This window comes from Proteus genomosp. 6 (assembly GCF_040139785.1).
Taxonomy (GTDB): domain Bacteria; phylum Pseudomonadota; class Gammaproteobacteria; order Enterobacterales; family Enterobacteriaceae; genus Proteus.
The window spans coordinates 171,106-194,519 of record NZ_JBEEVJ010000006.1; the positions used below are offsets into that span (position 1 = coordinate 171,106).

General features: G+C 39.5%; 19 protein-coding genes. 10 read left to right on the plus strand and 9 right to left on the minus strand.

Going from position 1 to position 23,414, the window contains the following annotated elements:
* Positions 1 to 176: 176 nt before the first annotated feature.
* Complete coding sequence (locus ABN212_RS09835; RefSeq protein WP_109373472.1) at positions 177 to 1,757, plus strand: TerC family protein; 1,581 nt, start codon at positions 177 to 179, stop codon at positions 1,755 to 1,757.
* Positions 1,758 to 1,905: 148 nt separating this feature from the next.
* On the opposite strand, the gene dcuC is transcribed toward ABN212_RS09835, so the two are convergent.
* The 5 genes from dcuC to apbC form a co-directional block, all read right to left on the minus strand.
* Positions 1,906 to 3,267 carry an anaerobic C4-dicarboxylate transporter DcuC gene (gene dcuC / locus ABN212_RS09840; RefSeq protein WP_198620469.1) on the minus strand — a complete coding sequence of 454 codons (1,362 nt, stop codon included), beginning with the start codon at positions 3,265 to 3,267 and terminating at the stop codon, positions 1,906 to 1,908.
* A gap of 275 nt (positions 3,268 to 3,542) precedes the next feature.
* Positions 3,543 to 5,480, minus strand: coding sequence for an outer membrane assembly protein AsmA (gene asmA / locus ABN212_RS09845; protein WP_198620468.1), 1,938 nt, complete (start codon positions 5,478 to 5,480; stop codon positions 3,543 to 3,545).
* Positions 5,481 to 5,526: 46 nt separating this feature from the next.
* Positions 5,527 to 6,108 (minus strand): dCTP deaminase, encoded by a 582-nt coding sequence (dcd, locus tag ABN212_RS09850; RefSeq protein WP_006537532.1) that lies wholly within the window; start codon positions 6,106 to 6,108, stop codon positions 5,527 to 5,529.
* 67 nt (positions 6,109 to 6,175) lie between these two features.
* The gene (gene udk / locus ABN212_RS09855; RefSeq protein ID WP_109373469.1) at positions 6,176 to 6,817 is read right to left on the minus strand and encodes a uridine kinase; all 642 of its coding nucleotides are present in this window, start codon (positions 6,815 to 6,817) and stop codon (positions 6,176 to 6,178) included.
* A 220-nt stretch (positions 6,818 to 7,037) separates the two neighbouring features.
* A complete protein-coding gene (gene apbC, locus ABN212_RS09860; protein ID WP_036912151.1) occupies positions 7,038 to 8,150 on the minus strand; it encodes an iron-sulfur cluster carrier protein ApbC in 1,113 nt (370 codons plus the stop codon).
* A gap of 204 nt (positions 8,151 to 8,354) precedes the next feature.
* Between apbC and metG the strand changes: the two genes are divergently transcribed.
* The 6 genes from metG (at position 8,355) to sanA (ending at position 15,555) form a co-directional block, all read left to right on the plus strand.
* The gene (gene metG / locus ABN212_RS09865; RefSeq protein WP_198629724.1) at positions 8,355 to 10,382 is read left to right on the plus strand and encodes a methionine--tRNA ligase; all 2,028 of its coding nucleotides are present in this window, start codon (positions 8,355 to 8,357) and stop codon (positions 10,380 to 10,382) included.
* A 134-nt stretch (positions 10,383 to 10,516) separates the two neighbouring features.
* Positions 10,517 to 10,990 (plus strand): CidA/LrgA family protein, encoded by a 474-nt coding sequence (locus tag ABN212_RS09870; RefSeq protein WP_349443167.1) that lies wholly within the window; start codon positions 10,517 to 10,519, stop codon positions 10,988 to 10,990.
* Positions 10,990 to 11,685, plus strand: a complete 696-nt coding sequence (locus ABN212_RS09875) for a CidB/LrgB family autolysis modulator (RefSeq protein ID WP_100159648.1) — start codon at positions 10,990 to 10,992, stop codon at positions 11,683 to 11,685. Before ABN212_RS09870 ends, ABN212_RS09875 begins: the two co-directional genes overlap by 1 nt.
* Before the next feature lie 200 nt (positions 11,686 to 11,885).
* The gene (gene cdd / locus ABN212_RS09880; protein WP_198620465.1) at positions 11,886 to 12,770 is read left to right on the plus strand and encodes a cytidine deaminase; all 885 of its coding nucleotides are present in this window, start codon (positions 11,886 to 11,888) and stop codon (positions 12,768 to 12,770) included.
* Positions 12,771 to 12,984: 214 nt separating this feature from the next.
* On the plus strand, positions 12,985 to 14,682 hold the full coding sequence (locus ABN212_RS09885) for an NAD-dependent malic enzyme (protein ID WP_196533004.1): 1,698 nt from the start codon (positions 12,985 to 12,987) through the stop codon (positions 14,680 to 14,682).
* A gap of 141 nt (positions 14,683 to 14,823) precedes the next feature.
* Entirely contained in the window at positions 14,824 to 15,555 is a 732-nt protein-coding gene (gene sanA / locus ABN212_RS09890) for an outer membrane permeability protein SanA (RefSeq protein ID WP_349443168.1), read from the plus strand.
* Here the strand turns inward: sanA and yeiB are convergent.
* The 3 genes from yeiB to ABN212_RS09905 form a co-directional block, all read right to left on the minus strand.
* Positions 15,552 to 16,703: a DUF418 domain-containing protein YeiB gene (gene yeiB / locus ABN212_RS09895; protein WP_198620463.1), complete on the minus strand. Its 1,152-nt coding sequence runs from the start codon at positions 16,701 to 16,703 to the stop codon at positions 15,552 to 15,554. The two genes, sanA and yeiB, sit on opposite strands and share 4 nt — an antisense overlap.
* A 13-nt stretch (positions 16,704 to 16,716) precedes the next feature.
* Positions 16,717 to 17,376 carry a GTP cyclohydrolase I FolE gene (folE, locus tag ABN212_RS09900; RefSeq protein ID WP_023581251.1) on the minus strand — a complete coding sequence of 220 codons (660 nt, stop codon included), beginning with the start codon at positions 17,374 to 17,376 and terminating at the stop codon, positions 16,717 to 16,719.
* 148 nt (positions 17,377 to 17,524) lie between these two features.
* Positions 17,525 to 18,694: a YbfB/YjiJ family MFS transporter gene (locus tag ABN212_RS09905; protein WP_349443169.1), complete on the minus strand. Its 1,170-nt coding sequence runs from the start codon at positions 18,692 to 18,694 to the stop codon at positions 17,525 to 17,527.
* A 210-nt stretch (positions 18,695 to 18,904) separates the two neighbouring features.
* Here ABN212_RS09905 and moeA point away from each other — a divergent pair, with 210 nt between their 5' ends.
* The 3 genes from moeA to ABN212_RS09920 all read left to right on the plus strand — a co-directional run bounded on the left by moeA (position 18,905) and on the right by ABN212_RS09920 (position 22,853).
* On the plus strand, positions 18,905 to 20,146 hold the full coding sequence (gene moeA / locus ABN212_RS09910) for a molybdopterin molybdotransferase MoeA (protein WP_349443170.1): 1,242 nt from the start codon (positions 18,905 to 18,907) through the stop codon (positions 20,144 to 20,146).
* 5 nt (positions 20,147 to 20,151) lie between these two features.
* Entirely contained in the window at positions 20,152 to 20,919 is a 768-nt protein-coding gene (moeB, locus tag ABN212_RS09915) for a molybdopterin-synthase adenylyltransferase MoeB (protein ID WP_349443171.1), read from the plus strand.
* A 233-nt stretch (positions 20,920 to 21,152) separates the two neighbouring features.
* Positions 21,153 to 22,853, plus strand: coding sequence for an amidohydrolase (locus ABN212_RS09920; protein WP_349443172.1), 1,701 nt, complete (start codon positions 21,153 to 21,155; stop codon positions 22,851 to 22,853).
* Between the two features lie 92 nt (positions 22,854 to 22,945).
* On the opposite strand, the gene ABN212_RS09925 is transcribed toward ABN212_RS09920, so the two are convergent.
* Positions 22,946 to 23,410, minus strand: coding sequence for a GNAT family N-acetyltransferase (locus ABN212_RS09925; protein ID WP_198620459.1), 465 nt, complete (start codon positions 23,408 to 23,410; stop codon positions 22,946 to 22,948).
* Between the last annotated feature and the right edge of the window lie 4 nt (positions 23,411 to 23,414).

Here is a 23,414-nt window from a genome sequence, read left to right on the forward strand (position 1 = left end):
ATAGTAACTCACTCTCTCACTTGGTGGTAGTTATTGATGTAATTGGTATCACAATCTTTTAGACAAAATGAAATTATTCCCCTGTTACTGATAATAATTTATTGAAAAATTCCTTCAAATTGCTCATTATTCTCAAGTCGGCATATGCCGTCTTTATAGAAGGTAAAACAAACTGTATGGAATGGATCTTAGATCCGACAATCTGGGTAGGACTCTCCACCTTAATTGTTCTCGAAATCGTACTTGGTATTGATAACCTTGTTTTCATTGCTATTCTGGCAGATAAACTCCCAGCAAAACTAAGAGATAAAGCACGTATAACAGGCTTATTGTGTGCCCTTGTTATGCGAATTGTGTTGTTATTTAGTCTCTCTTGGCTTATCACTCTGACAAAACCTCTTATTACACTGTTTGATCATCCTTTCAGTGCAAGAGACTTGATCATGCTTCTCGGAGGGATATTCTTGCTGTTCAAAGCCACAATGGAGCTTAATGAACGGCTAGAAGGTAAAGATCACAACGAAGGGAAACAACGCAAAACGACCAGCTTTTGGTCTGTCGTTGCACAAATTATCGTGCTGGATGCGGTATTCTCGCTTGACTCAGTGATAACCGCTGTGGGTATGGTTGATCATTTAGGTGTTATGATTGCGGCTGTTACTATTGCAATGTTCTTGATGATCCTTGCAAGTAAGCCTCTAACAAATTTCGTCAATAACCACCCAACTATTGTTATCTTGTGTTTAAGCTTCTTGCTGATGATTGGTTTTGCATTAGTTGCCGAAGGCTTTGGCTACGCCATTCCAAAAGGTTACCTATATGCAGCGATTGGCTTCTCTATCATGATAGAAGTCTTTAATCAGCTTGCACAATTTAACCGTCGCCGTTTCTTATCGGCTTCTCGCTCTTTGCGTGAACGTACAGCAGAAGCGGTTCTACGTATTATTAATGGTAAACCTGAATCTTCTGAATTAGATCCTCACACATCTGATTTAGTCTCCAGTTCAGAAGAAGTGTTTGATCCTCAAGAACGCCAAATGATTGTACGTGTGCTTGGTTTAAGCCAACGTAATGTTAACAGTATCATGACGTCTCGCCATGATGTTGAATACGTAGACTTAAATGCAACACAAGATGATATTCGCCAATTATTGGAAAAGGATCCTCACTCTCGCCTAGTGATCACAGATGAACAATCTGGTGATGAACCGGTCGGTGTTGTTAATGTTATTCAACTACTGAATCAACAGTTGCGTAATGAACCTCTAAACTTACGTTTATTGGTCACTCAACCTTTGATTTTCCCTGAAGGTTTATCTTTACTGCAAGCGTTAGAACAGTTCCGCAGTGCTCACACTCACTTCGCTTTTGTTGTAGATGAATTTGGTTCAGTAGAAGGGATCGTGACGCTGACTGACGTTATGGAAACTATTGCAGGTAACTTACCTGTCAGTTCTGAAGAAAACGATTCACGTCATGATTTGGTTCAAAACGAAGACGGTTCATGGACTGTAAACGGTTTTACACCACTTGAAGACTTAGTGCTTTATATTCCAATCAAACTGGATGAAAAACGTGAGTATGAAACCTTAGCAGGCTTATTAATGGAGCATTTACAACGTGTTCCAACTGTTGGTGAGAAGATCCTTATTGATGGCATTGAATTTGAGCCGTTAGAAGTGAACAACCATCGAATTAATAAAGTTCGAATTGTTGAACCTACACCAGAAGACGAAGAAAACGTTGACGAAGCGTAATCCCTGTCAAAATAGCAAAATATCCGCCTTTAAGGCGGATATTTTTTATCTGCATTTTATGTACCATAAAAAACGAGCTTTGTTTTCACACAAAGCCCGCCAATAAAATTTAAAATAATAATTTATTATTAATTCAATGAGTTAATAATTAACCTAATGTACTTGGTACAAGAATTTCAGTTGCAACAATAACAATAACCAGCCCTACTAATACGGGTACAGAAACACGCTTCATCACTTCAAAAGGTGAAATTTTTGCCATACCCGATACGGCAACGACAACACCAGAAACTGGTGATAATGTACGACCTAGGTTTGAAGCTTGTAACATTGGGATGGTTAAATAAGCTGGGTTAACACCCATATTGCTTGCTAAACGAGGAATTAACTCAACGAATGCATAGAATGGCGCATTACCAGAGCCTGTGGTCATTGCCGCTAACATGGTAATTAATACCAGTGCAATCATCATCACAATGGCACCTGAGCCTAATGACTGAGCACCTTCAATTAGCGCATTGATAAAGCCAACGGTTGTTAAACCTTGAGCGAATACCCCAGCAGCGACTAATAACATCACAACTTGTGCAAATGCATCTGCCATACCACGGTAAGCCACTTCTAAGCCTTCAAAAACTTGTTTTGCACTGAAACTACGAATAAATTCGATAACAGCCGCTAAAATCATACAGATAATAATAATGGCAACAATATGAAGTTCTGGTAACCATTTACCATCAAAAACGAGAACACCGATAATTGGCGTGAAAGGCAAAATTGCATAGAAACTTGGTGCGTGAGTTTTGATCTCATTCACGTCTAACATTTCTGTTTCGATATGCTCTTTACGGTCAAGATAACGCTGCCAGAAGAAGTGAGCGATACACATACCCATAATTGCAGCAATAGAAATAGGCAATGTGGTTTTAAATGCGAAATCAATCAGCGGCATTTGAGATGCTTCAGCAGCTAAAATAACATCACCTGATGTTGGTGCTAAGATAATAGAAGCTGGAGACGCACAGATTGCAGCAGCAGCTCCGCGGCTAATTCCCATATTCACCATAACAGGGAACAGCGTTGCCATTAATAACACACCTAAACCTGTTGCTGATGAAACAGCCAGTGACATCAAACATGCAACAATGTAAGCCGCAACCATCAGCAGATAAGGTGAGTTAATCATTTTCAGTGGGCGTGATGCTAATTTTACAACAACATCATTAGCGCCAATGTGCGTCATATAAGCAGCGAAACCACAAAGTATCATGATCATCATACCTAAATCGCCACCACGGCTCATTAGTAGATTTTTCACATACTCGACAATATCAATTAAGCCATAGCCTGTTGCAGTCGCACTCGCAGGTAAAACAGCCCTTCCCATAATTACGCTGATGATCAGTAATAACAGACCACCCGTCATTAAGACACCTGTTGCTGAATAGCCTTTTACGATATAACGTCCAACACCTACGGCAACGAAGGCGCCGATAAGAATTTCGATCATTTATTTATCCTGTCTAAAATAGTCATTTATAAAATGAAGTTTTTTATTTTTATCATCATTTTTGCGTTTAGTGCGATTGACACACTCTGCCCAAAGGCAACGTTGCAGTGTATGACATATATCAAAAAAAACGACTATTTTTTTACATATACATAGCACGAATGCTTACTTTTTATTCAAAACATAAATTAAATGATAGATATAAAGCAAAAAGCACACAATTATCAAAATAGTGTGCTTTTATTAAGAATGTGATGAAGTTAAAAATCGTGAAACTAGATTTTCTTCAATAGCTGATTAAGTGCTTTTACTTCAGGGCTTTCGGCATCTTGTTTATTTAGCCAATTATCGATAGCTTGCTTGGCTTTTTGCTGTAATTGATCGCGCAATAATTTTTCAATATTAAGTTCATATTGAATAGCATTCCAATCACCATAGAGTCTTAATGGAATTTCAATTTTAGCCAATTGACGGATAAATTCATTTTCTTTACCCCAACCTTTTTTGATATTAACAAGTAACATCACATCAAGATCATGGCGTTGAAGATCCACTTTGCCCTGCCCTTTAATTTGATAAGCCTCTGCTTGAGCATCAAGTGAATTAACGGTTACTTTTCCTTTTGGCGCTAACTTAAATTGGGCAATCACATTATCTGCTTGGGTATAACTTTCAATATCTTCAGGGTAAATCACTTTATCCGTCGCTTGAGCGACTGATTGCTGAATAACCTGTGGTACATTAAATCCCTGCATTTTAAATTGGGTAACAGAGGTATTAAGTGTACCTTGCCAATAACGATAAAAAGCTTTTCGGTTATATCCCGTTCCTTCTAAATTCCCTTTTGCTGAAATTAATCCACTGAAATTTTCAGGTTGATTAAAGACACGCAATAGTGGCTCTAATGGAATATTGTTCATTGTGATATCCATGCTGATATGCGCTGGCACAATGCTTGTTGAGATAACCGTTGGCAGTGAAAAATCACCTTGAAGGATTTGCCCTGTTAAGGTTTGAATATTCAGTGAATTAGGGTTATTTAATGCATCAAGTTTAAAATTATTAATCTCTAAATCTTTATAGAGAAGCTTATTCAGGGCTAATTTCAGTGTAAATTCAATATCCCCCCAACTCGTTAGATCATATTCTTTATTTTCAATGGTAACTGAAGTAATAACCGGTTTTGCCATAATGGTGGCATTCGGTGCGGGTGCCGCATGGGCTGTACTAAATAATGAAAATGAAGGAGGTATATGATTATCAGTCGTTGGCACTAATAACGCATTTTCTGATACGTTAGCTGTTGCTAATTCTGGCAATAAAGTATTTAAATTTAGCATTTCACTCTTTAAATCAACTTGATAGCGAGTAGCATCTGCAAATTCTGCACTGATATTACCTTGCAATTGACTATCATTAGCTGTGAGATTTAAGTTCTCAAGTGAAACTTTTCTTATGCCCTCATTTTGGATCGTAAAATCTGAAGTTAAACTTCCTACAATTCCATTTTCAGGGATCTCGACTCCTGATAAAGCGTAATCTAACTGTGTGATCTTACCCGTAACTTGGTAAGGATAGCTGTTCATATCCACATCAGCAGCAACATTTAGCGTGATCTCACGACGGTCACGATTCACTTTCGTGCTCATTTCAAGACTAACTTGTTTTTTCTCGTCTGTTTTCAACGATAAATCAATATCACGTAAATTAAGTTGCTCACCGTCTTTCATTTGCCAAATAATTAAGCTGTCTGAAATTTTTACTTTGGCGATATTCAACTGCCAATTATTGGCTCTAGGTTCGACAACTGGGTGAGAAATATCTCGAGGAGTAGAAGGTGGTGATATTTTAGGAATAGCTTTACTTTCAGGTGTTTGGCGAACTACGGCACCTTTAAGCATGACTTCTTTTACTTCAAGTTGATGAGAAAGTAGCGGTAATAACTCAACATCAAGACGCATATTATCGGCAGTAATAAAAGGCATTTCAGCACCTGGTGCTGTCAATGACATTTTACCACTGATAATGCTTAACTTTGGCCACACATGCCAACGCATATCATCTTGTAATGTGAGTTTATAACCGCTTTGTTTTTCGACCCTTTCAACAAGGTATCCACGGAAATCATTCGGGTTAATGAGTAAAACTAACGCTGTTAAGCCTGCCAAAATAACCACAAGCAAGATAGCCAGTGTTGTCAAAAACCTTTTCATATAATTACCCGCTTAGTGAACATGATAATGATGATTATAAAGATAGTTAATCTTCACTAATCCGACTACCAACAGCACCTTGTTGATTTTTATATTTTGCATCTTGACGACGATTATAAGGTCTATCAGCAGAACCAGACATAGGTTCAAAGCTTAATGCACCAATAACCATACCTGGTCTTAATGCGAGAGGAAGTTTACCTGAATTAAAAAATTCTAATACGATTTGTCCATGCCAGCCGGGATCAATACGATGTGCGGTAACATGTACCATTAAACCTAAACGGGCTAATGATGAGCGTCCATCTAACCATCCAACAACATTATCAGGCAAAGTGACTGACTCAAGTGTCACCGCTAACGCTAATTCACCCGGATGTAAGAAAAATGCTTCACCTTCAGGTAACACAATTTCATCACTCATTACACGTTCTAGCGCAGCGTTCACTTCAGCCTTAGGGCCACTCAAATCAATATAAGCAGCAGTATGACCTTGGAAAACACGAAATTGATTTCCTAAGCAAACATCTGCTGTTGCGCCGTTAATTCGCTCGACGGGCGGGCGGGGTTCAATGACTAATTTACCTTCATCCAGCCACTGAATAATATCACGGTCGCATAATCGCATTTTATTTCCTTCTTCAAGTTAAACAGGCAGTTTCATCATGCATGAAAGCTGCCCACAAATGAACCTATTATTCGCAGAACTGCCCAATTTTTGCTTTCAGAATATCAATCGCAACGCGGTTTTTACCCCCTCTAGGTACAATAATATCGGCATATTGTTTAGAAGGTTCAATAAACTGGAAGAACATAGGACGAACGGTTTTATTATATTGTTCAATGACTGAGTCTAAGCTACGTCCACGTTCATTCACATCACGTTTAATTCTACGCATTAAGCAAATATCTAATGGCGTATCAACAAAGATAGAGAAATCCATCTCTTCACGCAGGCGTTTATCTGTTAATAACAAGATGCCTTCAATGATAATAACTTTTTTAGGTTGAAAAGGAATGGATTCTGTTTTGCGAGTGTGAGCAACGTAGTCGTATTGAGGGAGTTCGATGGTTTTTCCTGCTTTTAGTTCACACAAATGCTGATATAAAAGTGCGTGATCCATCGAATTTGGGTGGTCATAATTGACCTTATATCGTTCTTCCATCGTTAAATCACTTTGGTCACGATAATAACAATCTTCTGGTATCACCCCGATATTATGATCACCTACTTGCGCTCTTAATTCGCGGTAAAGTGTACTTGCAATAAGACTTTTACCCGAAGCAGAAGCTCCAGCGATACCTACAATTGTGCACTGATGTGCTGTGTCAGCCATAATCAAAAACCTGGTTTGAAATAAAAAGAGGGATAACGTAATAATATGTAAATATTACGCTAGCGCAGATTATAGTTTTGAAATCACTCTGGTTCCAGCGTAAAACCAGAAATCTATTCGTTTTTTATCAAAAACAGTCGGAAATCGCATGTAAAAAATGGAAAGCCAAATAGCTCTCCATTTAAATCAGCAAATAACTCAACGTATTATTTTACTGTCATTACACTGCGCGGAAAGAAATTTCCGTTGGGATTGCATCGCCATCCCAATACATTTGAGCAGACACTGTTGATGCGATTTCGCGATAAATATCAGCAAATTCGCCTTCAGGATCACGCATCACTGTTGGTTGCCCGCGGTCTAAGTCTTCACGTAAAGAGATATGAAGAGGAACTTGACCTAATAATTGGCAATGATATTTCTCTGCCAATTTCGCCGCACCACCAGTACCAAAGATAGGTTCAAGGTGACCACAGTTACTACAAATATGCGCGCTCATGTTTTCAATAATACCTAATACAGGTACATTGACTTTCTTAAACATGACGATCCCTTTCATTGCATCCACCAGCGCGATATCTTGTGGTGTTGTTACCACAACCGCAGCGGTTACAGGGATATTTTGAGATAAGGTTAATTGGATATCACCTGTTCCCGGCGGCATATCGATAACGAGATAATCCAAATCAGGCCATAGCGTATCTTGGAGCATTTGCATTAATGCTTTGCTCGCCATAGGACCACGCCATACCATTGCATTATCATCTGTAACTAAATAACCGATAGAGTTAGATGCTAAACCATAAGCCATAATCGGTGCCATATGTTGTCCATCAGGAGACGTTGGACGCTCCATTGTGGTACCCAACATATTCGGAATAGACGGTCCATAAATATCAGCATCAAGAATACCTACTTTAGCACCTTCTTGTGCAAGAGCTAATGCAAGGTTAACTGCTGTACTTGATTTACCAACGCCACCTTTACCAGAGCTCACAGCAAGAATATTACGCACACCATTAACGCCTGGTAGATCATTTGCACGGCGTAAGGTTGAAATATTGTGCTTGAGTTTCCATTCAATGGCTTTTGCACCAGTGATGTTGCGAAGTTCAGCTGTTTTTTCTTCGATTAGGACTTGGAAAGGTTTTTTCCAAACAAATGGCATCACTAACTCGATATGAAGAACATCGTCAATCATCGCACATTGATGTAATGCTTTTAGAGAAAGCAGATTACGCTTCAATGTCGGGTGTTCAAAAGTAGACAAGACACCTGAAACTTTTTCGTTCAGAATCTCAGGGGTGGTCTGCTCGGGGGATTTATCACTCATCCCGGCTCCTCTCGTTTTCATTATTTATTAAATATATGAGTGCATCTATCATATCAGATAGTAGATGACTACGTTAATGCCTTACCTCAATTTGCCAACTGAAATTTCTCTTGCAAAAACTCGATTATTGCCCTAGCGACATCATGACGGATCGGTTAACATCAAAGTCCCTTTTATTAATTTTATGGAAGTAAGATCCTTACTATGTCTCACGTCGCGAATAAATTATTGGTAACCTGCGCGTTACCTTATGCTAACGGTTCAATTCATCTCGGTCATATCCTTGAGCACATTCAGGCAGATATCTGGGTCCGTTATCAACGAATGCGCGGCAAAGAAGTTCATTTCATCTGCGCTGATGACGCTCACGGCACTCCAATTATGCTGAAAGCTCAACAACTGGGTATTACGCCAGAAGCCATGATTGAAGAAATGAGCAAAGAGCATCAACAGGATTTTGCTGGTTTTAATATCAGTTACGACAATTATCACTCTACACACAGTGAAGAGAGTCGCCAATTATCGACTAAAATTTATCTTGCACTGAAAAAAAATGGTCACATCAAAAGCAAAACTATTTCTCAGCTTTATGATGAAGAAAAAGGCATGTTTTTGCCTGACCGCTTTGTAAAAGGCACTTGCCCTAAATGTAAAGCGCAAGACCAATATGGTGATAACTGTGAAGTTTGTGGCTCAACTTACAGCCCAACAGAATTAATTAATCCACGCTCTGTTGTATCAGGTTCAACACCTGTTATGCGTGAAACTGAACACTATTTCTTCGACTTACCTGCATTTAGCAACATGTTACAAGAGTGGATCCGCTCTGGTGCTCTGCAAGAGCAAGTTGCGAATAAAATGCAAGAGTGGTTCGACAGCGGTTTACAACAGTGGGATATCACTCGTGACGCACCTTATTTTGGATTTGAAATCCCAGATGCACCGGGTAAATATTTCTATGTATGGCTAGATGCACCAATCGGCTACATGAGCTCTTTCTTAAACTTATGTGAAAAGCGTGGTGATTTAAGTTTTGATGAGTTCTGGAATAAAGACAGCAAAGCAGACCTTTATCACTTTATTGGTAAAGATATCGTCTATTTCCACAGCTTATTCTGGCCTGCCATGTTAGAAGGCAGCGAATACCGCAAGCCAACCAACCTGTTTGTTCACGGTTATGTCACTGTCAATGGCGCGAAGATGTCAAAATCTCGTGGCACCTTTATTACAGCTCGTGCTTACCTTGATCATTTTGATGCAGATTGCCTGCGTTATTACTATGCGGCAAAACTTTCCTCACGCATTGACGATATTGACCTAAACTTAGAAGACTTTGTTCAACGTGTTAACAGCGATATTGTTAATAAAGTCGTTAACCTTGCATCACGTACAGCGGGTTTTATCAGCAAGCGTTTTGATGGCAAATTAGCTGATTCTTTAGATGATGCTAAGCTTTATCAACACTTTGTTGATATGAAAGAAACTATCGCACAATCATTTGAAAATCGTGAATTTGGTAAAGCAGTTCGTGAAATCATGGCATTAGCGGATGAAGCCAACCGCTATATTGATGAAAAAGCGCCGTGGGTTGTAGCAAAACAAGAAGGTCAAGATGCACAGCTACAAGCTATTTGTACAATGGGTATTAACTTATTCCGTGTACTGATGACATATCTGAAACCTGTTTTACCTTCATTAACAGAACGTACAGAAGCCTTCTTGCAAACTGAATTAACATGGGATGCGCTTGAGCAACCACTGCTAAATCAAGATATTACAAAATTCAAAGCGCTGTTTAACCGCATTGAAATGGATAAAGCTAATGCAATGGTTGAAGCATCTAAAAGCACCATTGCACCAGTAAAAGAAGTGACTGGTCCATTAGCAGATGACCCAATTCAAGAAACCATCAACTTTGATGATTTTGCGAAAATCGATATGCGTATTGCTGAAATTAAACAAGCTGATTTTGTTGAAGGATCAGACAAGTTACTGAAACTAATTTTGGACTTAGGCGGTGAAACTCGCCAAGTATTCTCTGGCATTCGTACAGCATACCCAGATCCAAAAGTGTTGGAAGGTCGTCTAACCGTTATGGTAGCAAACTTAGCACCTCGTAAAATGCGTTTTGGTATTTCGGAAGGCATGGTAATGGCAGCAGGCCCTGGTGATAAAGATATCTTCTTACTCAGCCCAGATTCTGGTGCAAAACCGGGTCAGCAAGTGAAATAACAACCAAGATTCATTTGCCAAATAAATAAATGGCGGGGTTCTATAAGAGCCCCGCTCTTTTTTTATTGTGATCCGTAGCACACTTTCAAAATCGGTGTATGATAAATCTGTTAGTTGATTTGGGACACTTACTTATGAAATCTAAACGGGCACGAGTGCAGATTACACTTTGGCACTATCTACGATCTTTTTTGGTACTTTATCTTTGTCTTTTTGCAGGTAATCTTATTTCAGCCCTTTTGCCCTTTGCGGTTCCAGGCAGTATTGTTGGCTTACTGATCCTTTTTGGTTTACTTGCTTTCCAGCTTATTCCATTACGCTGGGTAAAACCGGGTGCCAATATTCTATTAAAAAATATGACATTACTCTTTATTCCTATCGGGGTAGCCGTCATGAACTATTATGATTTATTAAGTCAGCAACTCTTCCCGATTGTTTTAGCCTGTATAGTCAGTACCTTTGGTGTAATGGCATTGGTTGCTTATTGTTCACACTACGTTCATCGTGAACGCATTATTGTTGGTGCAAAACCAGACCAAGTTGAAGATGTTGTTGTAGCAAAAGAAAAAGACGACGATAAAACGTTAAGTGAGAAGAAAAAATGTTAATGTTAATGAATATCTGGTGGTCACTTCCTCTCACCATAATCGTCTTTTATTTATCACGTAAACTTGCGGCTCGTTATAAATTACCAATATTAAACCCGTTGCTTATTGGTATTGCAGTTATTATTCCCATTCTATTAATCACGCACACACCTTATGAGCATTATTTTGCAGGTAGTCGTATTTTAAATGACTTACTGCAACCTGCTGTTGTCGCTTTAGCGATACCGCTTTACCAGCAATTACACCAAATTCGCGCACAGTGGAAATCGCTGATCAGTATTTGCTTTATTGGTAGTATTGCCGCAATGGTCAGTGGTACTGCAATTGCCTTATGGGCAGGAGCAACACCCGAAATTGCTGCATCAATTTTACCTAAATCAGTGACAACGCCTATCGCAATGGCTGTCGCAGATTCCATAGGTGGTATTCCTGCAATCAGTGCTGCATGTGTTATTGCAGTAGGTATTTTAGGTGCCATTTTTGGTCACACACTCTTTAAAATACTGCGTATTCCTACTCACGCATCTCGTGGTTTAGCAATGGGAACCGTTTCTCACGCAGTGGGAACAGCAAGAGCGGCTGAAGTCGATTATATTGAAGGTGCTTATAGCTCACTGGCATTAATGACCTGTGGGATTATTACTTCCCTTACAGCGCCATTTATCTTCCCTATTATTTTGCATCTTTATAGTTGATACCTTTCTAATTCTCCATTCTTAAATCCTCGATTTAATTAAATTTATTTCGGGGATTTTTACTATAAATTTGAGATACATCTCTCAATTAATGAATTTGTTGCAATTGTTTCATTGAAAATATGATTTTCATCACATATAAGAATGGGTAAAGATGCCTAGAATCTTATAATACAGAAAGATTAATGGGAGACTCATGTATGCATACTCGTTTTCAGGCAATTTGGTCAGATTTATCCCCTCAGTTACAACAAGCACTTGCTCCTTATCTTGAGCAGGATGAATTCCCTGCAATGTTTACGGCAGAACAGGTCAATGCCATAAAAACACAGTTACAATGTAATGATGATGCCTTAGCCCTAGCACTTCTACCAGTTGCCGCAGCTTGTGCTGTCGCGCCAATCTCTAATTTCAAAGTGGGTGCGATTGCTCGTGGCGAAAGTGGTAATCTCTATTTCGGTGCCAATATGGAATTTGCTGGCGCACCGCTACAACAAACGGTTCATGCTGAACAAAGCGCCGTGACTCATGCATGGTTACGTGGTGAATCTCGCTTAATCTCAGTCACCGTTAACTATACACCTTGTGGTCATTGCCGCCAGTTTATGAACGAATTGAACAGTGGCACCCATATTCAAATTCAGTTGCCGGGTAGAAAAATGGCAACATTAGGCGATTATTTACCTGATAGCTTTGGCCCGAAAGATCTCAATATCACCTCTTTATTAATGGACAAAGTTAATCACGGTTACAAAATTGATAACCCTAGTGAATTAGCACAACAGGCACTACAAGCTGCCAATCGTAGCCATGCTCCTTATAGTGGATCGCACAGTGGTATTGCTGTTCAAATGAAAAATGGCAAAATTTTCCAAGGTAGCTACGCTGAAAATGCCGCATTTAATCCAAGTTTACCGCCATTACAAGCGGCATTAATTTTATTAAATATGGCAGGTGAGTGTGTGATGGATATTGAATCTGCTGTCTTAATTGAAAAAGCAGAGACAATTTTAACGCAATGGGATGCAACACAAGCAACATTAACTGCTTTAGGTTGCCGCCAAATGCAACGCATCACTTTGTAAAAAGTTTTAACTTATTCCTCTAAAAATCTCTCCTAAAAAAAGCATCAGCATGTAAATTTTGCTGATGCTTACCAGAAAAAGTTGTAACAACCGTATCTATCTCTCATTTCCAAGCATAAAAATCATAAAAAAATAACATAAGCTGTACATATTTTTATTATTTTGTAGGATCTACAATTGTCATGTGACTAACTGCCTTACAAGAGTATTTTTCATGGAACTGGAACACGAAAGTAAACGCCCTCTCTACATCCCGTATGCAGGCCCAATCCTGCTTGAATTTCCCCTGTTAAATAAAGGTAGTGCTTTTAGCGATGAAGAACGCAGCACCTTTAACTTACATGGTTTACTGCCTGAAGCAGTAGAAACCATTGAAGAACAGGTTGAACGCGCTTATCGCCAATATCTTGATTTCAAAAACGATAACGATAAACATATTTACCTAAGAAATATTCAAGACACTAACGAAACTCTATTTTACCGTTTATTAGAATCTCACCTCACTGAAATGATGCCAATCATTTACACACCAACAGTGGGTGAAGCCTGTGAACATTTCTCCGATATTTATCGTCGCGCTCGCGGTTTATTTATCTCTTACCCTAACCGCGCCAATATCGACGATATGCTACAAAATGCCACTAAACAAAACGTAAAAGTGATTGTTGTGACTGATGGCGAACGTATTCTTGGTTTAGGTGATCAAGGTATCGGTGGTATGGGCATTCCTATCGGTAAACTCTCTTTATATACCGCGTGTGGTGGTATTAGCCCAGCTTACACCCTGCCTGTTGTGCTAGATGTGGGAACGAATAATCCACAACGCTTAAACGATCCACTGTATATGGGATGGCGTCATCCTCGTATTACAGGTGATGAATATAACGAGTTTGTCGATGAGTTTATCCAAGCTGTTAAACGTCGCTGGCCAAATGTTTTACTACAATTTGAAGATTTCGCACAAAAAAATGCGATGCCTTTATTAAATCGTTATCGTGATGAATTATGTTGCTTTAATGACGATATTCAAGGTACAGCGTCGGTCACTTTAGGTAGCCTAATTGCAGCAAGTCGTGCTGCGGGTCGCCAATTAAAAGATCAAACTGTCACTTTCTTAGGCGCAGGTTCTGCGGGTTGTGGTATTGCCGAGCAAATCATCGCCCAAATGAAATCTGAAGGTTTAAGTGATGAGCAAGCGCGTGAACGTATCTTTATGGTTGACCGTTTCGGCTTATTAACAGACAAACTGCCAAATTTACTTGATTTCCAAAGCAAACTTATCCAAAAAAGCGAAACTATTGCTGATTGGCAAACCGAAAGCGATGCTATTTCACTACTAGAAGTGGTTAAGAATGCAAAACCAACTATTTTGATTGGTGTTTCAGGACAAGCAGGCTTATTCACTGAAGAAATTATTCGTGAAATGCACAAACACTGTGAACGCCCTATCGTAATGCCATTATCTAACCCGACGTCTCGTGTAGAGGCGCGTCCTGAAGATATTATCAACTGGACTGATGGACAAGCTTTAGTGGCAACAGGTAGTCCATTTGCACCAGTTAAATACAAAGATAAAGAATATCCAATTGCACAGTGCAACAACTCTTATATCTTCCCAGGTATTGGATTAGGTGTTATCGCATGTGGTGCAAAACGTGTTACTGATGCCATGTTGATGGTGGCAAGTCGCGCATTAGCAGATTGCTCACCAATGGCAAAAGACGGTGATGGTTCTCTGTTACCTTTACTGGCTGATATTCAAAAAGTTTCGCGCTATATCGCAAAACAAGTTGCAAAAGAAGCACAAGTACAAGGTGTTGCTACTGTTACTTCTGATTCAGCATTAGAAGAAGCAATTGAACGTAACTATTGGTCACCAGAGTACCGTATTTACAAAAGAACCTCGTTCTAAGTAGTTTGAAACACTAAGTACCATTCCGAAAAGCGCGTCATTACTTAATATGAGGCGCTTTTTTCTTGCTTCCCTATCGCCGCTCAAGTAGCCTTAACTATTATGAAAGTCATTCGTTATTTGCGTCATTAAGGCAAGGACATGCTAAAACGCCTCATTTATCTTTTTCTCACAATTTTTATTCTACTTGCAGTCACCTTGATTGCCTGCGATCGCTGGATCGGGTGGAAAACCAATCCCTATATATTTGAAGACGTGGATACATTACCTGCTAAAAAAGTGGGCATGGTGTTAGGCACATCAAAGTACTATACCAGCGGTTATATAAATCAGTTTTATCAATACCGCATCCAAGGCGCTGTAAATGCTTATAATAGTGGCAAAATTCAGTATTTATTGCTCAGCGGCGATAATGCAAAACATAGTTATAATGAACCAAATACGATGCGTAAGGATCTCATTAAAGCGGGCATTCCTGCCTCTCGTATTGTGATGGATTTTGCAGGCTTCAGAACACTTGATTCAGTAGTACGAACAAAAGAGGTATTTGGTACAGATGGATTTACCATTATTACTCAGCGTTTTCACTGTGAACGAGCTGTTTTTATCGCATTAGAAAAAGGAATTGATGCACAATGCTTTGCGGTTGCATCGCCTAAAAGCATGTTTAAAGTACGTGTACGTGAAGTATTTGCCAGAGCAGGTGCCATAATTGATGTTTATATTCTAAACCGCGAACCACGCTTTTTAGGGCCGCCAGAAACTATTCCCGCAATACAATCTATTCCTGAAGGCATTAAAGGTTATCCTGCGGTTTCACCAGAGGAAGTCGAATCACTTCCTCTAAATGAAAATAATCATGAAAAAAGCTAAAAGAATTGCGCTAATTTCGAGGCTGATTTACGCCAAATCCACTCTATTGGCCCTTGTGGAAAATAACGTAACCAAATCACAGCAAAAGCAATATTGATTGCCCAAATGACGGCAACAAAAGGCATCAGTTCAGGTAGAGTAAATTGATTAAATAGCCCCATACGCTGAAATAAATAAATACCGATAACACTTTGCATTAAATAAGTTGTTAACGCCATTTTGCCAACACAACGTAAAGCATAGGCAAAATAAGAGTGTTGAATAATATTCCAACTCCAATAAAACAGCGCAATATACCCCAAACTTTGCATCACTTGGATCAACATGGTTAAAGGTTGTGCCCAAATAGCCGCCCAGCGGTAATCCCAATCAAGATAATAATCCACCAGCACAATAACCGTTTGTAAGCTTAAACTAATTGTGAGGAAATAAAGTGCCACATGACCATAATGAGCGCGACTAAATTTCTGCTGCAACCAACCTGATGCCATTAATGCAGAACCCATCAACATCGCACCAAACAAAAACCAACTGTATTGACGTACTAGATTAAAAACAAAAAGACTTAGTTCATTCAAACGATAATAAACACTATTTAAATAAGGCCCTGTTTTCCAATCTGATTCAGACAATTGAGAATATGGCGTGCTATACCAAACGGTATCAATAAAATCACGATAATAGTAAAACAGCGCACCTAAAATCAGTGCGCCACAAAAATAGAGTATCACTCCCAATATAAATTGGTGCTTTGTTGCGATTGATTTGATAAACGCAAAAACAAATAAACCACATATACTATATGGAAATAAAATATCCCCTTCCCAAATAAATAATGTGTGAATAACACCAATTAATGCCAGTACAACTAATCGCGATAAATTAAAACGAGTTCCTTTATACAAAAGGAGATAAAGCGTACCACCAAATAGCAACGCAAAAATAAAGAGGAATTTTCCTTGAGCAAACAGATTTAATGCCATCCATGTTATACGATCACCAAAAGAGGCTTCTCCCGAATGTAATGGATTAAATGAAGCCACTCTTAATAATGCAAAACCTGAAATATTGAGCAATAAAATGCCAAGGATCGCCATTCCTCTCAACGCATCGAGGGCTTCAATACGTTGATGAGACGATTCATTCATTTTTATTTAAATCTCAAAGATGACGAACAGCGCGCAAAAACTCCTGACGCGTATTTTGACTAGATTTAAATAACCCGCCTAATGAAGTTGTTGTTGTTGCACTAGTTGCATCACGAATACCACGAGCTTTAACACAATAGTGAACCGCATCAATAGAAACAGCTACATTTTTTGTGCCTAGTAACGTTTGTAATGCGATAAGGATTTGCTGTGTTAAGCGCTCTTGAACTTGAGGACGCTGAGCAAAGAATTGCACAATTCGATTAATTTTAGATAACCCAATCACTTTATCTTTCGGGATATAAGCCACAATAGCTTTACCATCAATGGTGACAAAGTGGTGTTCGCAAGTACTTGTTAATGTGATATCTCGTACCGTCACCATTTCATCAACTTGCATTTTATTTTCGATTAGTGTGATTTTGGGGAAATTGTGGTAATCCAGCCCTGAGAAAATTTCATCAACATACATTTTAGCGATACGACGAGGAGTTTCAGCTAAACTATCGTCGCTTAAATCTAGATTTAACAGCTTCATCACTTCTGTCATATGATGTTCAATTTGCTGTTTGCTCTCACTTGGAGAGAGTTTCGGTTCACGAAGAGGCGTTTCCAAACCGCGTTCAACTAACGCAGCGTGCACCCATTGCGCCTCTTTACTTAATGATGACATTGGACTCTCCGATAAACACATTAATTAAGTAGCCGTTATCGCTATTAGCAACAACAGCCTACACTTTAGATGACCTCAATCACATTATCCAGCAATACCGCATTTTCCGTTATGAAATTATTGCATTTTTGTATGAGCTATTTTTAGTTTAAGCCTGATTTTTTTCTTTTAAACACACCAGAAAACCACCGATTATCAATACAATAAAAGCGACATAAAGAGCAGGTTCTAATTTTCCCGTCAATGCTGTTGAAAGTGAAGAAATTACGGGGCCAACTAATTGCCCGATGGCATAAAAAGTGGTGAGTAAACCCGCCATATAACGCCCATGTTGAGGCGCTAATTCACGACCTCGTAAAAACGCCAGTTGTACTGCACACATTAAGCCGCCACCAATTAAAAATGCCCCTATCGCCAACCCAGTAATGGTAGGAACCCACAGCGCAATCAGTATGCCTAACGCTTGTAACCAAAGCGTAATGGCTAAACGTAACTGCGTGTTTAATACATTACGCGTGAAAATAGCGATCCCAATACATAATGCCGCAGAAGCACCAAAAACAGGCCAAACAAATTGCGCAATTAAGCTCCCTGGAAAGCGTTCTGCTGCCATTTGAGAAAGAAAAGTTGCGGGTAAAATATAGCCAAACCCAGCAAAGGTATAACCCCAAATCAGCCTTTTTATCGCTGGCGTAAGCGTTAAAGAGGTGACTTTTACTTCCTCTCTGCTCATTGTCCAAGGCTTTGGAAGATGGTAGCTCACATATATGGCACAAATAAAAGCAAGAGAACCATAAATTAACCACCCTACCGCTGCACTCATTTGCCATTTCATAATTAACACAGCAAGAATACCGCTGATAAATATACCAGCACCCGTTCCTGCATAAACAGCCACACTTAATGCAGGTCGATTAAGGCGAGCCAGTAACTCGTTAGCCCATGAAGCCACCAGCACTAATGTCCAACCACTTGCCCAACCAATAAAAAAACGTGCAATACTATGTGTAAAAGCATCATTTAAAAAAGCAGACAACAGCGTGATTATCACCGCCCCCCAAAGACCCGCCCACAAGCGATACCCCACACCTTTAACAGCTTTCATCGCATCATAGGAGCCTGCAAGATAACCAAGATAATTAAATGCAGCGACAATTCCCGCACTTGTTAACGTCAATTGATATTCTGCAATCATCAACGGCACTTGCGGTGTAAAGGTAAAGCGCCCTATTCCCATTGCAACCACTAAAGCAAGAAACCCGCTAAACGCGATATGAAAAGCTTGCGCTGAATGACTTTGGTGATTTGAAGTATTCATGGATATCCATTATTTTGTTTTATCATTTTAAATGTGCTACTCATTAATAACAGAACAAGCAACATATTAACTCCAATCAGTTAACATTTTTGCAATAAAAAGTTTCATTTCTTTCTATTCACAAGATGATCTCTGACATGATGATGTTCATCGTGATAGATTAGTATCATGAAATAAAACAGAACATTTCGATAGATCTTGGAGTATATGATGAGTCAATGTCACGTTAGCGGTTTATTATCTCTTGATGAAGCGCTAGAAAAACTACTTGAAAAACCGCTGGCAATTACCAATACCCTTAACATTCCATTAAATAACGCCGCAGATTATATTCTAAGTGAAGATATTACCTCTCCACTGAATGTGCCACCGTTTGATAATTCGGCAATGGATGGTTATGGACTTCGTTACGCTGACTTAGAAGCTCAAACTCCACTTCCTGTTGCTGGTAAATCGTTCGCGGGTATTCCTTTTGAGGGAGAACTCCCAGCTGGGCAATGTGTACGCATTATGACAGGAGCTATGGTTCCTGCTGGTGTTGATACTGTTATTATGCAAGAAGAAGCCGAAGTGACCGAACATGGTGTCCGTTTTTCACAGCTTGCTAAAAAAGGCCAGAATATTCGCCGTATTGGTGAAGATATTAAAGAAAACGATATTGTATTACCTGCTGGCACGAAGCTTTCAACAGCGCAATTACCTTTAATTGCCTCTTTAGGTGTAGCAACAGTACAAGTTTATCGTCGTTTAAAAGTCGCTGTTTTCTCAACGGGTGATGAATTACAAACTATCGGTCAGCCATTAAAAGCGGGACAAATTTATGATACCAACCGCTTTGCGGTACGTTTAATGCTTGAAAAACTAGGATGTGAAGTTTTAGATTTAGGCGTTATTCCTGATTCACCAGAAAAACTGCGTGAAACCTTTAAAAAGGCTGATCAAGAAGCAGATTTAGTCATCAGCAGTGGCGGTGTTTCTGTAGGCGAAGCCGATTATACGAAACAAATTCTTGATGAAATTGGCGAAATTGGTTTTTGGAAATTAGCCATTAAACCGGGAAAACCTTTTGCTTTCGGTCGCTTACACAATGCATGGTTCTGCGGTTTGCCGGGTAATCCCGTGTCAGCCACAGTGACATTCTATCAATTGGTTCAACCGTTAATTGCACGCCTATCTGGTTTTAGCCATTGGAAAGCACCGCAACGTTTCCAAGCTATTGCACAATCTCCATTGAAAAAATCAGCGGGTCGTCTTGATTTCCAACGTGGTATTGCCAGTATTAATGCCGAGGGCGTATGGCAAGTCGAAACATCTGGGCATCAAGGTTCCCATGTTTATAGCTCTTTTAGTGCCGCTAATTGCTTTATCGTTTTAGAGCGTGAACGCGGTAAAGTTGCAGCTGGCGAAACTGTTACTATCGAGCTATTTAATTCTCTATTAAAAAGCGAATAGCCTTTATGAGTATTGAATTAACGGATGAAGAAACACTACGTTACAATCGCCAGATTGTATTAAGGGGCTTTGATTTTGATGGTCAAGAGGCGCTGAAAAGTGCCTCTGTACTGATAGTTGGTGCAGGTGGCTTAGGATGTAGTGCCTCACAATATCTTACAGCAGCAGGTGTAGGAAAACTCACTTTATTAGATTTTGATACGGTTTCCCTTTCTAATCTTCAGCGACAAATTCTTCATCGCGACGCCACGATTGGTCAACCCAAAGTACTATCTGCGAAAGCAACATTAGAAGCAATTAATCCTCATGTCACAATAGAAACCGTTGATGCATTACTTGAAGATGAAGCTTTAGCGGAGCTTATTAGCCACCATAACCTTGTTATGGATTGCACTGATAATGTGACAGTGCGTGAGCAACTTAATCGCCTCTGTTTTCATCAGAAAAAACCGCTCGTTTCTGGTGCGGCTATTCGGATGGAAGGTCAAATCAGCGTATTCACCTATCGAGATGATGAGCCTTGCTATCGCTGTTTAAGTCATCTTTTTGGTGATAACGCTTTAAGTTGTGTTGAAGCTGGCGTAATGGCGCCTGTTGTAGGCACTATTGGTACTTTACAAGCCGTTGAAGCTATCAAACTGCTTACAAGGTATGGTGAACATTTACATGGCAAGGTGTTGATGTTTGACGCAATGCGAATGCAATTTCGTGAATTCAAATTACCTAAAAATCCACATTGCGAAGTGTGCTCAACCAATTTACCAGACAATTAACCACGCTGATGCTTGAATAAGGTAAGTCTATATTCTTTAAGCTTACCTTATTTCACTCAATCTCTAAGTTGTATTCATATTCATCATTAAGTCGATGTAACAAGCTTGTAGTATTCACTCTGATTTAATTCTACTATGACCGCCCGCGTCAAAACGCAACAGGATGCCCTATAAACAAAATAATCATTTAAGCACGCATTCTACGTGCTAAAAAAGCAATACAAGGTAGAAGAATGACATTTCAAATTGCAGACACTCTCTATTACAACGGACTTATTTATACCGCTGATCATAATGACACTATTGTTGATGCTATCGCGATCAGCCAAGGTGTGATTATTGCTTCAGGTAAAAAAGAGGGGTTACTTTCTTACTGTAATGAAAATACTGAGCAGATTGATTTACAGGGAAGAATGGTCATGCCGGGCATTATTGATGCACATATGCACCCATTCTGGGGAGGCGCAACACTAGCGGGTTGCCATCTTGATTATCAATCACTCTCTATCGATGACATTTTATTACGTATTCAGAAATACCTTGATGAAAACTTTATTGATAGTGATACCGAATGGTTAAAAGTTTCCGCATGGTATCGTGAAGGTATGCAACCTGAAGGTGTGCAAATGACACGTTATCACCTTGATACCTTAAATACGACTCGCCCTATTTTGCTCTTTTCTAGCGATTGTCATAGTGTTCTTGCTAATTCTCGCGCTTTAGAACTGTTAAATATCACCACTGAAACGCCCGATCCACCTGATGGAAATATTGAACGTGATGGTGATAGAACACCGATTGGCATTCTTGAAGATGCGCCAGCAATGCAAGCCATTGATAGCTTGCCCCCATTAACTGAAGATCAAAATTTACAAATAGCTCGCCATGTTCAAAGATTATTAAATGAACAAGGCGTAACCACGATTATGGATGCTCGTGTGGGTGAGCCTCAATTACGCGCCTTCAACACGTTAAGACAAGCAGGTGAATTAACCCTGCGCATAGAGAATGCCGTTGAAATCACGCCAGATGATGTACCTTGTATTGAGGATATTCCAAACGCTGTATGCCATGCTGTCACTCGCTTTTCGCAATGGCATCAAATCAGCGAAGGTGCTCAACCCAGTGTTGCGATCCGCCATATCAAACTTTTCCTTGATGGTGTATTACAAGCGCCGATTATGACAGCGCGCTTGCACTCACCTTATCGTATTAACGTTGGCACTGATGATACGCCACACTGGCAAGACTCTGAACATATTGGCGATCTCTATTTCTCACCTGAAATTTTAACACCGTTAGTCACAGAAATTGCCCGTGCGGGTTATCACCCTCATATTCATACTGTTGCTGAAGGTGCAATTAGTACGGCACTTGATGCTATTAGTGCAATGCGCAAAGCCTTACCTGAAAAAGACATAAGACCGGGGCTTGCACATAATGAATTGATGTGTGAAAAAGATTATGCCCGTTTTACACAACTAAAAGCCTTCCCTTTCCTCTCCTTCCAATGGGCAGCAGCAGAACAGAGCAATATCGAAAAAGATATTGAAATGCTAGGTAAATCTCGCTGTGACTATTTAGAGACTGCTGGCAAGTTTATTGATGCTGGCGTTACTGTTGCTTTTGGTAGCGATTGGCCAATTGACCCACTTAATGAATGGTACGATTTTAAAGTTGCGATGACTCGCCAAAAAGATGCAGCAAGCCCACGCCTTGATAATGATCGTAACCTTACGTTAATTGAAGTCCTACGTGCTGCTACCATTAATGCCGCTCAAGCATTAGATATGGATAAACAAATTGGATCATTAGAAGTCGGAAAATTTGCCGATTTAATCGTATTAGATAGAAACCTGTTTGAAATATCGGCAGAAGATGTTGAAAATGTCAGGGTATTGTGTACGATCATTGCGGGGAAACCCACAATTTAGCTGAATAATATAATTAATAAACCCGCTTAAAAAGCGGGTTTATTTTTATCATCGCACTTAATCTTATGAAAAATAAGATAGATTTAATAAAATTATAAAGCAATTCCCATCATTGTGCTGACTTCTTTTAATCCTTCTCGCTCATAAAAACGTTTAGCGGCACCATTTTCAGCTAATACAGACAATTCGAGATGCGTCATTTTTTCTGATTTTGCCCACTCTTTCATTGCGGTCAACAATAAACGGCCTACGCCTTGGCTACGTACCGTAGGATCAGTAACAATATCGTAAATATAAGCATATTTACGTTGAACCAAGCAGTTAAACATAGGTGTTTCTTGAATTTGCGCTATGCTAAATCCAACCACTTTGCCATCTAAATCTGCAACCAAAAGATGAAACTTATTATTTTTTATTCCATTAATAATAAATGCTTCATCTTGCTTACCCGGCTTTAATCTTTCTGGCTGTAATGTTGCCATTTCATCAAATAAATGGATATAAAGAGTATTAATTTCTTCTACATCAGACAATATTGCTTTTCTTATGATTACCATTTTT

Bases quoted from the DNA above. Each gene is read 5' to 3' on its own strand.
- ABN212_RS09835 (WP_109373472.1), top strand. From the start codon at position 177: ATGGAATGGATCTTAGATCCGACAATCTGGGTAGGACTCTCCACCTTA.
- dcuC (WP_198620469.1), bottom strand. From the start codon at position 3,267: ATGATCGAAATTCTTATCGGCGCCTTCGTTGCCGTAGGTGTTGGACGT.
- asmA (WP_198620468.1), bottom strand. From the start codon at position 5,480: ATGAAAAGGTTTTTGACAACACTGGCTATCTTGCTTGTGGTTATTTTG.
- dcd (WP_006537532.1), bottom strand. From the start codon at position 6,108: ATGCGATTATGCGACCGTGATATTATTCAGTGGCTGGATGAAGGTAAA.
- udk (WP_109373469.1), bottom strand. From the start codon at position 6,817: ATGGCTGACACAGCACATCAGTGCACAATTGTAGGTATCGCTGGAGCT.
- apbC (WP_036912151.1), bottom strand. From the start codon at position 8,150: ATGAGTGATAAATCCCCCGAGCAGACCACCCCTGAGATTCTGAACGAA.
- metG (WP_198629724.1), top strand. From the start codon at position 8,355: ATGTCTCACGTCGCGAATAAATTATTGGTAACCTGCGCGTTACCTTAT.
- ABN212_RS09870 (WP_349443167.1), top strand. From the start codon at position 10,517: ATGAAATCTAAACGGGCACGAGTGCAGATTACACTTTGGCACTATCTA.
- ABN212_RS09875 (WP_100159648.1), top strand. From the start codon at position 10,990: ATGTTAATGAATATCTGGTGGTCACTTCCTCTCACCATAATCGTCTTT.
- cdd (WP_198620465.1), top strand. From the start codon at position 11,886: ATGCATACTCGTTTTCAGGCAATTTGGTCAGATTTATCCCCTCAGTTA.
- ABN212_RS09885 (WP_196533004.1), top strand. From the start codon at position 12,985: ATGGAACTGGAACACGAAAGTAAACGCCCTCTCTACATCCCGTATGCA.
- sanA (WP_349443168.1), top strand. From the start codon at position 14,824: ATGCTAAAACGCCTCATTTATCTTTTTCTCACAATTTTTATTCTACTT.
- yeiB (WP_198620463.1), bottom strand. From the start codon at position 16,703: ATGAATGAATCGTCTCATCAACGTATTGAAGCCCTCGATGCGTTGAGA.
- folE (WP_023581251.1), bottom strand. From the start codon at position 17,376: ATGTCATCATTAAGTAAAGAGGCGCAATGGGTGCACGCTGCGTTAGTT.
- ABN212_RS09905 (WP_349443169.1), bottom strand. From the start codon at position 18,694: ATGAATACTTCAAATCACCAAAGTCATTCAGCGCAAGCTTTTCATATC.
- moeA (WP_349443170.1), top strand. From the start codon at position 18,905: ATGAGTCAATGTCACGTTAGCGGTTTATTATCTCTTGATGAAGCGCTA.
- moeB (WP_349443171.1), top strand. From the start codon at position 20,152: ATGAGTATTGAATTAACGGATGAAGAAACACTACGTTACAATCGCCAG.
- ABN212_RS09920 (WP_349443172.1), top strand. From the start codon at position 21,153: ATGACATTTCAAATTGCAGACACTCTCTATTACAACGGACTTATTTAT.
- ABN212_RS09925 (WP_198620459.1), bottom strand. From the start codon at position 23,410: ATGGTAATCATAAGAAAAGCAATATTGTCTGATGTAGAAGAAATTAAT.